Genomic DNA, 16,119 nt, shown 5'->3' with positions numbered 1-16,119 from the left:
TCTGTATGATTCAGAAAAGATGACTTTGCTTTAAATAACAGAAAATTCCTTACCTACAGTTTCAAATGCCTCAATCGCTTTATCCAAATGATGTAGCTCATGTGCAGCTGACATTTGAGTGCGAATTCGCGCTAAACCCTTAGGTACTACAGGATAGGAAAAACCAACCACATAGATACCTAACTCTAACAAACGATTCGCAATACGCCCTGCCAAGCTGGCATCACCCAACATCACAGGAATAATTGGATGTTCTCCAGGAATTAATTTAAACCCTAATTGAGCCATAGCTTCGCGAAAATAACGGCTGTTACGTTTTAATTTCTCAGCCCAATGGTTATTTTTCATCAAATTATCCAGAACAACACAAGAAGTATGTGCGATCACTGGAGCTAAGGTATTTGAGAATAAGTAGGGTCTGGAACGTTGGCGCAACCACTCTACTATGGTTTGATTTGATGAAGTATACCCGCCTGAGGCACCGCCTAAAGCTTTACCTAGAGTACCTGTAATAATATCTATACGATCACTGACACCAAAATGCTCTGGAGTTCCACGGCCAGTTTCACCCATAAAACCAACGGCATGGGAATCGTCAACCATCACCATGGCATCATATTTATCGGCTAACTCACAAATTGCAGGAAGATTTGCTAAAACTCCATCCATGGAAAAAACACCGTCTGTAGCAATTAAACGAAATCGTGCATTTTTAGTGGCGATCAATTGCTCTTCCAAAGCGTTCATGTCGTTATTAGCATATCGATAGCGCGCAGCTTTACAGAGTCGAATCCCGTCAATAATACTGGCATGATTTAATGCATCACTAATAATCGCATCTTCTTCACCCAATAAAGTTTCAAAAAGACCTGTGTTCGCATCAAAACATGAAGAATATAATATCGTATCTTCTTTGCTTAAAAATTGACTGATTTTCTGCTCAAGCTGTTTGTGAGGCGTTTGCGTGCCACAAATAAAACGCACGGAAGCCATACCATAGCCGTATTGAACTAGTGCTTTTTGTCCTTCAGCAATAAGTTGAGGATCATTGGCCAAACCCAAATAATTATTAGCACATAGATTGATTACTTCTTCATGATTTACTGTGACAGCGGCTTGTTGCTGACTGGAAATAACCCGCTCTGATTTATATAAGCCTTCATTTTTAAGTGTCGCTATTTCAGTTTGCAAATAATCAGTAAATTGCTCAAGCACTGTATTCTCCTATCATTGAATTATCGTAAACTCCCCAGACTACTCACTTCATTAAGTAATCTACGGAGGTAATCAAAAATCTATTAAAAAAAACCATTAAAAATTGTGGATCATAGCAAACTTTAAACAGAGTCACCACGAAATTCGGGATTCAAGCATTATTTCTTAGCACATACGCTGTTTTTTTGCTAAGATTGTGCCAAAGTTTTTTAAGTGTGTTGACAATTCGCTTCCACAACCTCGTTTCGCAGCATATTTGCGGAATTCTAAAATCCCCAAATATGAAATTACCGCGAACACATCGCAAAAGCGGAGGATTTGTTAAATGAATTGTCAACCTTAACCTAAAACAATCAACACGGTAGAACAAATGAGTTATCAAAGCGCGCGCATTAACATGGTCAAGCAACAACTTCGAACTGGTGATGTTTTAAACGAATCCATACTTCGTTTGTATGATGTAGTACTCAGACACGAATTCGTTCCCGAACAATTTATAAATTTTGCATATTCAGATATGCAGATCCCTCTTAATCATGGTCAACGGATGCTTACTCCTTTAGAAGAAGGACAAATTTTGCAAGCCCTGGATTTACAAGGTCATGAAATAGTTTTAGAGATAGGTACAGGCAGTGGATTTTTTACCACCATGCTGAGTAAATTGTGTAAAAAAGTAATTAGCATAGATTATTATGCGGATTTCACAAACAATGCCGCCCATAAACTAAAAGAGCATCGCTGCGATAATGTTGAGTTAATCACTGGGGATGCCAACCAAGGTTGGTTAGAAGATGCTCCTTATGATGTTGTCATATTCACCGGCGCAATGGAAAAAATAACTGAGACCCAAAGATTACAGATACTCCCCGGCGGAAAATTATTTGTTATTGAAGGAACATCACCTGTAATGCAAGGTCGATTATATGAATTGGATCACCATGAAAATTGGCATAAATCACTGCTTTTTGAAACAAACATTCCTTTATTGATCAATAAATCAAAGCCAAAAGAATTTGTATTTTAGGATTTACTTTAAAATGAAAAAATTGTTGATTTGCTATCTCATGACTTTGGGTCTGATGGTGCAATCATTTGCTGCAACAGACCTAATGGATATCTATCATCAAGCTCTTGAAAATGACCCTATCTTCAAAAATGCCTATGATACTTACATGGCTAATAAAGAAGCTCTGCCTCAAGCCTGGGCTGCATTACTTCCCCAAGCGGGTCTTACGGCACAAACAACCCGCAATTTCCTGCATGTGAATGATGGTTTTTTTTCCATTCAAGACGACTATTACAAGTCCAGAGGATGGCAATTTTCTGCATCACAGACTATTTTCAATTATCAAGCTTGGGCAAAAGTACAACAAGCTAGGGCATCTGTTAAAGCAGCACAAGCCACTTTTAACGATGCAGCTCAGGATTTAATTCTTAGAACAGCTAAAGCCTATTTTGATGTGCTCTTTGCCCAAGATACCTTAAATTTTGCCGAAGCAAAAAAACGCGCAAACATGCGCCAATACGAGCAAGCAAAACAACGCTTTGAAGTAGGCCTTGATCCCATTACCTCGGTTTATGAAGCAAAAGCGGCTTATGATCAGTCAGTAGCTACAGTTATTGCCTCTCGTAACAACCAAATTAATCAAAGTGAAAATTTAAGAAAATTAACCAATCATGTTTATGAGCTCATAGCACCGCTTCGAGATGGGACAATTCCCCTCGTTAAGCCGGAACCTAATGATGTAGATGAGTGGATTGATACAGGTCTTAGGCAAAACTATAAATTATTGTCTTCCAAATACACTCTTGAAGTAGCACGACAAAATATGAAAGCACTGTCTGCAGGAAATTGGCCTACAATAGCTATCCAAGGCAATTCAACAGAAACAACAAATGAAGTCAACACATCCAGCCCTTTCTTACCAGCAAATCAAAAACAATCAAATATTGGTTTAACGCTGAATTTCCCGGCGTTTCAAGGAGGACTGGTGCGCTCGCAAACACGACAAGCACAGCATAATTTTCAGGCGACCAGTGAAAAGGTCGAACAAGCCTATAGAGATGTAGTAGTAAATAGCCGAATCGCGTTTAACACAATTACTGATGGAATTAGCAAAGTAAAGGCAGACAGACAAACTATTATTTCACAAAAAAATTCATTGGAAAGTACAGAAGCTCAATTTGAAGTAGGTACACGTACAATGGTGGATGTGGTAAATGCTCAACAACGCCTGTTTGAAGCTCAAAATCAGCTTGCTAATGACCAATATACTTTAATTAATGCAGTTTTAACTCTAAAATACCTTGCCGGAACATTAAATGTAAATGATCTCGAATTGATCAATTCATGGTTAGAAACAGCCCGAATTAACAGATTACCCCCAGCCGTAAGCAAGGCCACTAAATAACAACTTTTATTCAGGTTTTTAATAATGCCCAATCCCTCTCAAGTTGAAAAGAAATTATTACATTATACAGGTAAAGCCATTGCAGATTTTAACATGATTCAGCGTGGCGATCGGGTTATGGTCTGTTTATCAGGCGGTAAAGACTCTTTTACCCTCTTAACGATTCTGGAGCAGTTGCGCCGTCGCTCCGGGAATAAATTTGAACTTTTTTCCTTTACCCTGGATCAAGCCCAACCTGGTTGGGATGATACTGCAGTTCGTCAATGGCTTGTTGATCGCTCCATCCCTCATGAAATTCTAACTCGGGATACCTACAGTATCGTTAAAGAAAAAATTCCTGAAGGTAAAACGTATTGCTCTTTGTGCTCACGCTTGCGCCGCGGTATTATCTATCGTTATGCCGAAGAACATGGGTTCAACAAAATTGCTCTAGGCCATCATCGTGATGATCTGGTTCGTACATTAATGATGTCGATCCTCTACAATGGTGATATTCGTTCAATGCCACCTAAATTGCTTAGTGACAATAAAAAGCATATAGTTATCCGCCCATTATGTTATGTGCAAGAAAAAGACATTGTCGCGTTTGCTAAGGAACAATCTTATCCTATTATTCCATGTACTCTTTGTGGTTCACAGGAAAATTTAATGCGTAAAAAAGTAACGCATTTAATTAATCAGCTTGCTGAAGAAAATCCCAAAGTTCCAAGCAATATTCTTCATGCACTGCAAAGCATCAAACCCAGTCAACTTATGGATCAAAACATGTGGAATTTTAGAAATCTTGAACATGAACTAATTATGGCTCAGATATCCAATACAGATGAAATCTTTAGCGCAGAAGAATTTGATCCAATTGAAGCATAAGAAATAGAAATAGCCTGGGTGCAATGTAATGAAACCCAGGTTTTCAACGGTAATATCACTCCTGAATTCTCTTTAAGACTATTAAAAATATAAACCTTTTCCTTCCCTTAATCCACAAATTCATTAGTTCATTAGTTCATTTAATGAACATATCAAACCCACGTAATGTATTTATATAAGACAATAAGATAATAAGAACCACAAAACCTTAACTAATCCGTAACAATTTTATAACATTTTTGTTACAATAATGTTTTATTAAATAACAGTAATAATCTAAAATCAAAAAATAATTTATATTAATCAATTAATTATTTTTACTTAGTTCAATAGAGGAACGCAATTCATGTTTACAAATACAACGGTTGACTCGCGTATATTTCGAATTTATGCAAAACGTTATTTTAAATTTGATTTTGTAGCAGCCATAGTCGTATTTCTTGTTGCTATCCCATTATGTTTAGGTATTGCTCTCGCCTCTGACGCCCCGCTTATTTCTGGAATTTTAAGTGGAGTTATTGGAGGAGTTGTTGTCGGTTTTATAAGCGGCTCACATGTTAGTGTCAGTGGACCTGCTGCAGGCATGGCTGCTGTGGTAGTTGCTGCCATAGCTCATATTGGAGATTTCAACTCATTTTTAGTTGCCCTCTTACTTGCTGGTTTACTCCAAATCATAATAGGAAGTTTCCGAGCGGGGTTTGTAGCAGATTACGTCCCCTCTAATGTGGTTCAGGGACTACTCTGTGCAATCGGTATTTTGTTAATAATCAAACAATTACCACTAGCATTTACGCTTTCTGCAGATTTTAATGAACTCAAAAAACATTTATTAGAAACAACTGAAGAAATCACATTGAGCCCTATTCTTGCTCTATACCACCATGTCAATACCGGGGCAATGTTGATTACGGCACTTTCTCTCACTACTTTAATTTATTTTGATTTGACCAAAAATAAGGTACTAAAAGAAATACCAGCACCAATTCTTGTCGTTCTTTTAGGTGTACTGCTAAATGAGTTTTTTTTATGGACTGATTCAGGTCTGGTCCAAAATTCACCACAACTGGTTAACATTCCTAAGAGTAACGGTTTTCATGATCTATTTGGCCAATTGGAATACCCAAATTGGTCTGCCCTGACTAATCCCAAAGTCTATTTATATGCCTTTCTCATTGGCATTGTTGCTTCTCTCGAAACCTTATTGAACCTTAAAGCAGGGGAGAAGCTGGATAAAAAACGTCGTTATTCCTCCTCAAATAGAGAGTTAGTTGCTCAAGGAGTCGGAAACATGACAGCAGGTCTAATTGGAGGAATTCCAATTACCTCTGTAATCGTTAGAACATCTATTAATATCCAGGCCGGATCTAAAAGCAAAATATCTACTATTTTACATGGAATTTTTATTTTCTTTGCAGTAATGTTGATTCCAGGCATGCTAAATAAAATACCTTTATCCTCATTAGCTGCCATTTTGATCTACACAGGTTACAAACTGAATAAACCATCTATTTATCGCTCTATATATGCTCAAGGAAGTGATCGCTTTATTCCATTTTTAGCTACAGTGATTGGTATTATTGCATTTAATCTGCTAATGGGTATTTTAATTGGGCTAGCCGTCAGTTTGTTCTATATCTTAAAGTCAAACAGTCAGGTGCGGATTGATATTCTTAAGGAAATTCATCCTACTGGAGAAGTTAATCGCCTGGTCCTCCCACAGCAAATGACCTTTCTTAATAAAGCAGCACTGGTTGCTGAACTTACGTCCATACCTAGAGAATCGCAATTAATTATTGACGCACGGTATACTCAGTACATTGATAAAGAAATTTCCGAGCTGTTAAAGGAGTTTAAAGAGGAACAAGCTCCGAATAAAAAAATTTCCTTGAATCTGATTGGATTCAAAGAACATTATAAAATTCATAATTATATTGATTTTATCAATGTAACAACGTATGACGTGCAATCACATCTGTCACCAGCGCAAATATTAAAAATTTTGTATGAAGGAAATCAACGTTTCCTCAACGATAACCTGATTCACCGATCGAACCAACTGGATATTAAGTATACCGCCAAAGCACAACATCCAATTGCCATCGTTCTTGGTTGTATTGATTCTAGGGTTCCTGTAGAAACAATTTTTGATATGAGTTTTGGTGATGTTTTTTGTGTGCGAGTAGCAGGGAATGTGGTAAACAATGATATTCTGGCCAGTATTGAATATGCTTGTCATGTTGTTGGCGTCAAACTTATTATTGTTCTCGGTCATACACGTTGTGGAGCCATTCAATCTGCATGTGATGGAGTTGAAAAAGGTCACATTACGGAATTACTTGACAAAATAAAGCCCGCAATCAATGCCGAATGCGAAACGGAAACAAGCCGTCACAGTAAAAATAAAACATTTGTGAATAACGTCACTGAGTTAAACGTAGCCAATACCATACAAAAAATTTATGAGCGCAGCTCTATTCTCCATGAAATGATAGAACAAAATGATATTTCCATGGTTGGAGCCGTTTATAATGTCCAAACAGGTAAAGTTCATTTTAAAAATTATGAGTATGAACTCAGTCAACTGGGTGGAAAAAATTATGAACACCTGGCTTATAAATTAAATGGATTATTAGAAGAAGCCAAGATGAGGGTATAATATCTAAAGCCCCTACCCCATATGCCAAAATAGAACCTTGAATAAGTTTCACTGAAGACCAGCTCTACATTATCAATCGACCTCTTTCCAAACTCTTCTGAGGGGAGCTTGGAAGAGATGTCTGATGTTATCTCATCTGTTTTTGAACGCAAACTTATGTATAATGCTTCAATTAAGAACAATACTATTTCAGGAGTAGAAATGCGTGCGTCTCAATGGTTTTTAGCAACTTTAAAAGAAACTCCAAACGATGCGGAGATAGTCTCCCATCAATTGATGCTGAGAACAGGAATGATTCGTAAACTGGGCTCGGGCCTTTATACGTGGATGCCTCTAGGTTTAAAAGTCTTACGAAAAGTAGAACAAATAGTTCGCGAAGAAATGAATCGCATTCATTCCATGGAGTTGCTCATGCCTGCAGTACAACCTGCTGAACTATGGCAAGAAACTGGGCGTTGGGATACCTTTGGCGGGCTCCTTCTCACCATGAAAGATGCTAATGGAAGAGACTATTGTTTTGGCCCTACTCATGAAGAAGTCATTACTGACATCATGCGTAATGAATTACAATCCTACAAGCAATTGCCAGCAAGTTTCTATCAAATCCAAACTAAATTTCGCGACGAAATCAGACCACGTTTTGGTGTAATGCGTGCCCGTGAATTTATTATGAAAGATGCTTATTCGTTCCATTTAAATTTGGAAAGCCTGCAGATGACCTACAAAGATATGTATCAAGCTTATTGCCGGATCTTTGATCGCCTAGGGCTCAAATATCGTGCAGTTGAAGCAGATACAGGAGCTATTGGCGGCTCTGCATCTCATGAATTCCAGGTGTTGGCTGATTCTGGAGAGGATTTGATTTTCTACAGCGACCAAGGGGATTATGCAGCAAATATCGAGCAAGCTACCAGTCTAAAACCAGAAAAAGCAACCCCTACCAACCAAAAAATGATTTTGGTTGATACTCCAAACAAAAAAACCATAGCAGAAGTGGCAAAATTCCTAGTCGTCGCAAGCAGTCAAACCATCAAGACTTTGATTGTAAAGGGAAGAGAGCATCCTATGGTTGCTTTGGTTTTAAGAGGTGATGATGAGCTGAATGAAGTCAAAGCAATGAAACATCCTTCAGTACATTCCCCCTTACAATTTATAGATGAGGAAAGTGTTTTAAAAACTTTGAAAGCACCAATTGGCTCATTAGGACCGGTCAATTTATCTATTCCAGTAATTGTGGATCATCATGCACTTGCTATGGATTCTTTTATTTGTGGCGCCAATCAGGCAGATAAACACTATCAATATGCTGCTTGGGATAAAGATGTCAGTGAGTACCTTGCTGCTGATTTGCGTAATGTAAAAGAAGGCGATGTCAGTCCAGATGGCAAAGGAATACTTCATTCTTGCCGAGGCATTGAAGTTGGGCATGTCTTTCAATTAGGTGATAAATACGCTAAAGCCATGAATGCCACAGTGATTAATGAGCAAGGCCAATTAGAAACAATGTTAATGGGATGCTATGGCTTAGGTATCACCCGTGTGGTTGCAGCAGCCATTGAACAACATCATGATCAACATGGAATTATCTGGCCTCAAAATATTGCACCCTTCCAGGTAGTCATAATTCCTTTAAATAGTCATCGATCAGAGGTAGTCAAAAAACAAGCCGATGCATTATACGAACGCCTGAAGGAATTAGGAGTCGATGTATTAATTGATGATCGTAATGAGAGAGCGGGCGTATTGTTTGCAGATCACGATTTAATTGGTATTCCACATCGTATCATCATAAGCGAGCGGAACATGGAACAAAATTGTGTGGAATATAAAAGCCGAGCTACCGGAGAAACACAACAATTAAGCTTAGATAAGGCAATTGATGCAATCATGCAATTAATTTCAAAATAAGAACCTTTACCTGTACCTGTAAGCCTGGGCGTGCACCAAAGCGACACCCAGGTTTAACTAAAGTGCATGTGCCAATAGTGCTCTAATACATTCAGTCTACCTATTCAAAGAGTATTATTTTTATCCCTATTACCTTGAGTATTCAAATAAGTCGCTTTTTGTTCATTAATGATTTTTTAAATTCTCCAAGTGTCATAGTCATAAGATGATACCATTCAACTTCACTTACTTGAAAATAGTACCGGATACATAGCACCTTCGACCACCCATCCTGTAATTTTTGTTAAAGTTTTGAACATCATCTATAATGTAAAAGATAACTTTTTGAGAGATGAGTTATGTATTTGTATAAAGTTATGTATCCACTTAGTAATCCACCAAATAAATATGCACAAGACGAAGGGGTTAAATTAGGTTTAAGCCGTGAACAAGTAACCGCACGAAACTTTGGTTACCATACAATTAATGCCATTAGAACAGAGATCGAAAAAGGGACATCGCTAGAGGATGCTTTTGTAAAATATCGTGATCTGAACCTGCCCCAAATTGAAGCTATGACTGTACTAGGATTTAGTCGTGAACAAGTAACCGCACCAAACTTTGGCAACCATACTATAAGGGCAATTAGTGATATTCAAAAAAGAACCGAAGAGCTCTCCTCTAGTGATGCATTTGAAATGGTCAAAGGAAAATCATATAAAGACACACAAGAGTTCGTTGAGTCTTATCTAAAAGCTACAAAAAAGGCACAAAAACCTCTTAATGAAATGACTTTGATAAGAGTGGTAGTAAATACCGGAAGAGGTTTTGGTCACCAACGTGCCTCTATTACTTTAATGCAAAAATTGCGCGAGATGGGATTTAAAGGAATCTTTGATATTCAATGTGATGACCGGCTTGGTGCAACCCTCATGAACACTAAAACCAGAAAAATATACAGAAATGAAGAACCTTTAGTCAGCCGCCAATTAATTGGTATGATTTCGCGATTTGAATCAGCAAATCCTAACAGAGAAGGAGTCAGAATCGTTACTGGGTTGGGCGCAGTAAAAATATCATCTTTGCCTCATGATTATACTAGTAGAGACAATCTTGAATTGCCAGAAGTTGATCTTGCTGTTTGTGCTGCAGAAGATAAAAGCATTCAAGAAGAAGATAAGAAAACAAAAATGTTTAATGCAGCATCTTACATTGGGTTAGAACCAACTGACTGGCATCAAGGCTCATGCTTTGTAACAGATCAGGATGGTATTGTCACAGAACTTCCTCCTGCATCAGCTATGCGCTTGTCATCAGCAGCCGCATCTCAATTACCAGACATATCTTCTATCACCTTATCAGCAATAGAGCAAAGAATTATAGATATTACCAGTAATACTGGGATTAATAGCCAACTTGTTTACGGTTTGTATCCTGAAAAACATTACAGTACTGAATCTGGTGGTATAAAAGAGACTGGCAATTTAGATGAAGTTACAGAAATGCAGCGAATCGTAGATGCCAATCTTTTACTTAGCCAGAAAACAGGTCAACCTTCTATATTATTACTTCCACAAAAAATTGCATTGGATGCTGATTTTATAGGAATAGTAAAAGGTAAAAACGATAATATTCATCTTGTTGATCTTACAAAAGATGATTTAGACATAGGTGTATTCAAAGCTGGTGATGTTGTAGTGGCTCATACCGGACTCCTTCAACAGACAGTGTTCGATCATCTTATGTTACAGGGAACGACTTTACCCCCTGTCATTGAGGGATGTAATTCCAGAGAGTCATGTGAGTCATTTGGTAGACCTTTCATTCATGGATCAGGAAAACATGATCCTTTAAAGCAGTATGAAGTTGAAGCAGGTGATAAATTGCAACTCCATACTAAGGCTTCTCTGTGTCTGGAACAAGGTGATCCGAAATATGTGCCACAACTTGTTCAGTATATGGAAGAGAGTGTGGCGTCTAATCGTGAGTTAATGGCGTATCATGCACAACGTAGAGAAGCTTTCTTTAAAAGGCCCGACGCGTGTGAGGTTGCATTTAATGCGTTAGGTATCAAATACGAAATAGAATTTCAGAAACCTGCCAAGTTGAGGTGTGGAGCAATGTTCTTTTCTCATAAACAATCTGCCGAAGATCACGATAGTCCAAAAGCTCAACAAGAAAACGACGCTCAGCAGTTGGGATTAAAAAAATAAAAACCTTTCATTATTTTGATCAAAGCATAGAATAACTCAACCTCCAAAAGCACTATTTCTTAGCTTTTCTGGTATTTGTACTCGTCTCATGTGATACAGCATCCTTTCCGATTACTTAGTATTTAGAGGAATCTTCCATTGTAGGCTTGTTTTGTTAATCTCATTCACGGAGAATGATTATGTCAAGCATGATCGAGGGAAGAGCTCTTTTTGTCCAACAGCTGTTTTTATTTAAGGATGGCATTTTCCGCTGCTTTAATTTTTTTACCTTTATTTATAGAAAATATTTTCGTGATCTCTACACCTATAAAAAAAATTTGGGATGAATAATACACCCAAATTAAAATAATAATTAAAGAGCTTGCGGCGCCAAATATAGAATATCTAGAAAATTGCATAAGGTAGAATTCAATGAGCATTTTTCCGAAGGTAAATAACAAAGAAGTAATTAATGCCCCTAACCACACATCGCGCCAATTTAATACTACGTCCGGTAGAAACTTAAATATCATCGCAAATAATACAGTGAGAACAAAAAAAGAGATTAAGTGATTTATTATTAAATCCATTAAAATATTTGCACTAATCATATAATTTAAATAATTACTTAAGAGAGTAAAACCCGTACTTAAAATTAATGAGACTAATAATAAAAAAGCAATTCCTAAAACAATTACAAAAGAAAAAAAACGACTTTTTAATTTTGCAAACCATCCTGTATCAGGATTTGTTTTGACACCCCATATCTCATTTAATCCCACTTGAATTTCAATAAAAACTCCTGAGGCCGTAAACAAAAGAACTATAAAGCTGATTATTCTTGTTAAAGAAGAGGGGGTTGGATGAGCTCTATTTTGAATTATTTCTTTAAGTTGTAAAGCAGGCTCTTTTCCTATTAAATTGCTTGCCTGGGCTAAAATTTGATTGCGCGAAGCTTCTTCACCAAATATTGTTCCTACGATGAAAATACAAATTAATAAAATTGGAGCAAGGGAAAATAATGTATAATAAGCAAGCGCTGCGGCTTTACTTGAAACTCTATCTCGGCTCCAATTATTAAATAGTTCTTTTAAGAAACTCCAAAAGTTCATTAAAATCATTTTTTGTCCTTATAATAGGAGCTCTTTTTATAGGGAGGTACGAAATGCCTGCGTGCATCCTGGCCTACTTTTTCAGTAAGTGCTTTAAGAAAGCCACGTGTTTGTTTGCCGTTACATATTTAAATCTATTTTTAATTTTAATACTACAGATAGTGAGGGTAAGCCAAATATTTTTATTCTTTCTAAAGTACTTCCTTGAGCTGTAGTAATTCTATTGTTTACAGCAAGCGCACTTCAAAGAAAAATAGTTCAAGCTTTATTCATAGTGCGAAGTGCCCTGTTTTCACCAAGCTCTATTCCAGCGAGGGTTTCTGAAAATATATCGAAATTTTGGGAGTGTGAATTAGTATTAATTATGGGAAACATGATATGTTGGAAAAAGTGAGCTCTTTTTTCAATTTCTTCAGCATAGACTTTTGCTACAAGTTTGGGATCATTTTTAAATGCACCACACCCCCATGCACCGAGGATCGCATAAGATTGTTCCTCAAGAATTAATGTGTCCATTTGTGCTGCAATTCGTCGACGCAAATTATCTTCATATGCTTTTAACACCTTAGGCTCTTGTGATTGTGATTCAAAAACGCGTTCAGGAGCAGCCGATCTTAATTCATGAAAAGGAAAAATACTTGATGCAGGAAGAAACAAGTAACTTATATCAGGATTAGACTCATATTCACTCGACATATACTCATCTGATGACGCGACAAAATGCAGCTCCTCGCCTCTGAAGCACACTCTGGGTTCTTTACTAAAGAAGACTTTGTAACGCTCATCAGAAGAAAAGGCTGCAGGACAACGTTCTTTTAGAATATCGATTTCTACATCAGTCATTTTCTTCCTTGCCTCAAGCAGCTTTCTTCCTTCCTCAGTATATAAAAATAATTTGGTATTTTTATCAAATTCGACCCATTCATCCATCAATGAAAGTGCACACGTGGTTCGATGCCACATATTTTCTTCTTGCGCACTTCCTCCTTCTAATACAGACCCGCCGGGGTAGAGCGAGTTCGCCATATTCAATACAGAATAAAGTTCACCATGCTCTCGCGTTGCCTCGAGAGTTGCAGTTCCCCAATCTTTAGGTACAACCTCAACTTTCAAAGGGGCCCTAGATTTTTTTTTTGCCCAGCGATTTAAATTTTCTGTTGCTTGTTCTTGTAGCCTTTTTTGTTCTTCAGGAGTTGTTATCAGCTCTATGGTTTTTTCCATGCTTTTGTAGCGCCAACTATTACCTGAAAAAGCTCCGCTTATTAAACCTGGTTTTTGTGCTCTGTACGCTTCTTTGATAACGGAATAATGTGCATGATTTGAGGAAACTCGTCCGAAAAATCTAGCTCTCATAATTTAAATCCTAAATATATTTTACACTGCGTTCATTTCCGTGCTTCAATGATTATTGTTTATCTGCGATATCAAATAAGTGTGTTTTTCAATTTTCCTTATAGAAAAATTTTCCTTTCATCATGGATAATGCTTAGAGCAAACAAATTTTGTTCACAAATAAACCTATTAGGTTATACATTGATCATAGTGTATATAAATTTTAATTCAAGGAGATGCTGAAACACCCTTTTTTATATGTTGGAAAGATAGGAGTATTTTGACTTTTTAGTGTCCCAATTTTAGCCGCTTGATGCTAAGAATTCTTTTATTAAGAACAGTGGATTCGTAAAAATAACATTAGGAATTGCATCACTTATCTCAGCTTTCCTTTTCCTGTGAAGGAACTACAATTGCAAAGGGTTCGCTTGAACTACCATCTATGATTTTATTCAATAACTTAACACTTATTAAAACCCTCATCGTTTTGCTCTCCTCAGAGCATTTTATTTCCTGCAGCTCACGCTTACAATTTGCAACTTGGTGTACTGTGTCTATAGGGCTAGTATCGCTATCAATCACTTTTTGATGTTCTAAATCGATAAGAGTTAACTCCAGATGACTGAGCGCCCATTCGTTTCCTTCAGAAGTGTATCCCACACGTCGTTCATGAACTAAGGTAACCTTTTCTCCTCTTTTAAGTATGGTTTGATATTCCCAGATTGGGTTTTCTACAGTTAACTCACTTTCAATAATATTGTTTCTTTGTTGAAATGCTTTTTCCATATTGAGGTAACCCCAGCCATAAGTTCTACTCCAAGCTGAACCCATAATTTCAGAATGACCGGAATCTGCTGTACCTGCATCTGTCCAGGTATCAGCACTATTAATGAGTAACGCTTTAATGGCCATAGGATTATGAATCCCTGCATCTTGTAATAACAATGCAGAAGCACCTACATGCGGGGCTGCAGAACTGGTACCCCCCATAAGACGATATCCATCGTTGTAGTTCATTGCATTGGAGTAGATAAAGCCATACACTTTGGGGTCGGGAGCACAAGTCATTGTATCATGGCCAGGCGCAGTTAAATCCGGTTTGCGTCTACCAAAAGGTGTAGGACCTCGGCTGCTGGTATTCTTAATGCGATGTTTACTTCTATCTGCAGTTTTTACGACGGTTTCATTTTCAGAAACAAGCGTATTCATATTGGCAACAGTAATCCCATTATAATTATCGCCAGGAACAGTTAGGGTGGAGGCAAAGGTAAATTGATGTGCAGGCTCTATATATCCTGCATTCCCGGCTGATTTTACCCAGAGAATTTTTTGAGTATTCACCACATAGTCTATAACTTTTGCAAGCCCACTCCAGTCAGGACACGCAGGACAAGTTAAATCCAGCCTACCATTCCCCATACTGTAATTAATAAGCGTAGGTTTAAGTTCAGAACGGTGCAACATCCAATCCATAGTTCCCATAGTACGCATGATACTTGAAGGTTCGGCTGTTTCTTCTCCTGCTAGTCCAGAAATAATTGTAGAAGCGCCATAAGCCATACCTTTGTATTTTTCATGATTACTGGCATAAATACAGGCAACACCGGTTGCATGAGGCTCTTTTACTCCATTAATGAGATTAGAATAGCCAGAATCGATCTCTTGATGCACTATTAATCGCTTATTGGATAAAGCGGGGTGCAAAGGATCTACTCCTGTATCGATTATGCCGATAATCCCTTTTTGACCGGTATAACCATGATCCCACCAATTACTTACATTAGGATAAAAAGATGAAGGTGTCAGTTTTAAAACTTGAGCGGTCACTTCCAGCTCTGATTGAGCAGCAAAATACGAAGAAATTTGTGCTGCAGCATCAAAATTAGCAATTTGATAAAGTAAGTTACGATTCCTGGGAACTTGGATTGCTACTGCGGGCATGAAGCCTAAATCTTGAATGTGCACATCCTGAATTTTTTTTATTTCCTCTATAAACGATTCTTTTTCTGAAAGATTATGCAAAAAAACCAGAAGTGATAAAGGAGTTTGAGTAGAAGTTTTGGAATGTTTTAAAGTTTGGAAAACATCAGCATCAATAATAGCCCTGGCCGAAAGAATAGGACTTGCCGTGAGTAAAATTATCGCAAGATAAAATCTTTTGAGTTTACGCCACATAGTACCTCATGTATGGGTCAATATTTTCAGGATAATTTTAAGGCAAGGAATTAAAAGAAGAAAGCTGTCCGTGTAAAAAATTGCTTAATATGAATTCGACCTAACTGGCCAAATAACAGCCATGATCGTTTTTCTATACTAGATGGTTTCTTAGGTTTTTAAAAATAGGCAGCCAATCCTTACCAATAAATTGACCATAAAATTTAAGACAGAACGATGTCTTGAATGTTCAATGTTAGAACTATTTTTAAGCTGATCGCAATATATTATCT

10 protein-coding genes and 1 pseudogene are annotated in these 16,119 nt (G+C 37.4%); 6 read left to right on the top strand and 5 right to left on the bottom strand.

The annotated features are described in order from the left end of the window. Window positions 1-30 precede the first annotated feature (30 nt). Entirely contained in the window at window positions 31-1,215 is a 1,185-nt protein-coding gene (locus Ltuc_RS02850) for a glycine C-acetyltransferase (RefSeq protein WP_058519835.1), read from the bottom strand. A 370-nt stretch (window positions 1,216-1,585) separates the two neighbouring features. Between Ltuc_RS02850 and Ltuc_RS02845 the strand changes: the two genes are divergently transcribed. The 6 genes from Ltuc_RS02845 (at window position 1,586) to Ltuc_RS02820 (ending at window position 11,249) form a co-directional block, all read left to right on the top strand. After that, on the top strand, window positions 1,586-2,239 hold the full coding sequence (locus Ltuc_RS02845; RefSeq protein ID WP_058519834.1) for a protein-L-isoaspartate O-methyltransferase family protein: 654 nt from the start codon (window positions 1,586-1,588) through the stop codon (window positions 2,237-2,239). Window positions 2,240-2,252: 13 nt separating this feature from the next. Continuing rightward, a complete protein-coding gene (locus Ltuc_RS02840; protein ID WP_058519833.1) occupies window positions 2,253-3,626 on the top strand; it encodes a TolC family outer membrane protein in 1,374 nt (457 codons plus the stop codon). Window positions 3,627-3,650: 24 nt separating this feature from the next. Then, window positions 3,651-4,493 carry a tRNA 2-thiocytidine(32) synthetase TtcA gene (ttcA, locus tag Ltuc_RS02835; protein ID WP_058519832.1) on the top strand — a complete coding sequence of 281 codons (843 nt, stop codon included), beginning with the start codon at window positions 3,651-3,653 and terminating at the stop codon, window positions 4,491-4,493. A 346-nt stretch (window positions 4,494-4,839) separates the two neighbouring features. After that, on the top strand, window positions 4,840-7,149 hold the full coding sequence (locus Ltuc_RS02830) for a bifunctional SulP family inorganic anion transporter/carbonic anhydrase (protein WP_058519831.1): 2,310 nt from the start codon (window positions 4,840-4,842) through the stop codon (window positions 7,147-7,149). Between the two features lie 201 nt (window positions 7,150-7,350). Next, window positions 7,351-9,057 carry a proline--tRNA ligase gene (locus Ltuc_RS02825; protein ID WP_058521581.1) on the top strand — a complete coding sequence of 569 codons (1,707 nt, stop codon included), beginning with the start codon at window positions 7,351-7,353 and terminating at the stop codon, window positions 9,055-9,057. Window positions 9,058-9,395: 338 nt separating this feature from the next. Beyond that, window positions 9,396-11,249 (top strand): hypothetical protein, encoded by a 1,854-nt coding sequence (locus tag Ltuc_RS02820; RefSeq protein ID WP_058519830.1) that lies wholly within the window; start codon window positions 9,396-9,398, stop codon window positions 11,247-11,249. Between the two features lie 227 nt (window positions 11,250-11,476). Here Ltuc_RS02820 and Ltuc_RS02815 read toward each other — a convergent pair whose 3' ends face one another. The 4 genes and pseudogenes from Ltuc_RS02815 to Ltuc_RS15650 all read right to left on the bottom strand — a co-directional run. Then, window positions 11,477-12,349, bottom strand: a complete 873-nt coding sequence (locus Ltuc_RS02815; protein ID WP_065236204.1) for a YihY/virulence factor BrkB family protein — start codon at window positions 12,347-12,349, stop codon at window positions 11,477-11,479. Window positions 12,350-12,598: 249 nt separating this feature from the next. Beyond that, window positions 12,599-13,693 carry a poly(ADP-ribose) glycohydrolase domain-containing protein gene (locus Ltuc_RS02810; protein ID WP_058519829.1) on the bottom strand — a complete coding sequence of 365 codons (1,095 nt, stop codon included), beginning with the start codon at window positions 13,691-13,693 and terminating at the stop codon, window positions 12,599-12,601. A 360-nt stretch (window positions 13,694-14,053) separates the two neighbouring features. Then, complete coding sequence (locus tag Ltuc_RS02805) at window positions 14,054-15,847, bottom strand: S8 family serine peptidase (RefSeq protein WP_058519828.1); 1,794 nt, start codon at window positions 15,845-15,847, stop codon at window positions 14,054-14,056. Window positions 15,848-15,997: 150 nt separating this feature from the next. Beyond that, window positions 15,998-16,105: pseudogene (locus tag Ltuc_RS15650) on the bottom strand (IS982 family transposase); the annotation flags it as partial. Between the last annotated feature and the right edge of the window lie 14 nt (window positions 16,106-16,119).

Origin of the sequence: Legionella tucsonensis (assembly GCF_001468035.1) — a bacterium.
In the GTDB taxonomy this organism is placed as follows: Bacteria; Pseudomonadota; Gammaproteobacteria; order Legionellales; family Legionellaceae; genus Legionella; species Legionella tucsonensis.
This window is presented reverse-complemented; position numbering and strand designations above follow the sequence as displayed.

Coding starts and splice junctions, on each gene's coding strand:
- Ltuc_RS02845 (WP_058519834.1), top strand. CDS start 1,586: ATGAGTTATCAAAGCGCGCGCATTAACATGGTCAAGCAACAACTTCGA.
- Ltuc_RS02840 (WP_058519833.1), top strand. CDS start 2,253: ATGAAAAAATTGTTGATTTGCTATCTCATGACTTTGGGTCTGATGGTG.
- ttcA (WP_058519832.1), top strand. CDS start 3,651: ATGCCCAATCCCTCTCAAGTTGAAAAGAAATTATTACATTATACAGGT.
- Ltuc_RS02830 (WP_058519831.1), top strand. CDS start 4,840: ATGTTTACAAATACAACGGTTGACTCGCGTATATTTCGAATTTATGCA.
- Ltuc_RS02825 (WP_058521581.1), top strand. CDS start 7,351: ATGCGTGCGTCTCAATGGTTTTTAGCAACTTTAAAAGAAACTCCAAAC.
- Ltuc_RS02820 (WP_058519830.1), top strand. CDS start 9,396: ATGTATTTGTATAAAGTTATGTATCCACTTAGTAATCCACCAAATAAA.
- Ltuc_RS02815 (WP_065236204.1), bottom strand. CDS start 12,349: ATGATTTTAATGAACTTTTGGAGTTTCTTAAAAGAACTATTTAATAAT.
- Ltuc_RS02810 (WP_058519829.1), bottom strand. CDS start 13,693: ATGAGAGCTAGATTTTTCGGACGAGTTTCCTCAAATCATGCACATTAT.
- Ltuc_RS02805 (WP_058519828.1), bottom strand. CDS start 15,847: ATGTGGCGTAAACTCAAAAGATTTTATCTTGCGATAATTTTACTCACG.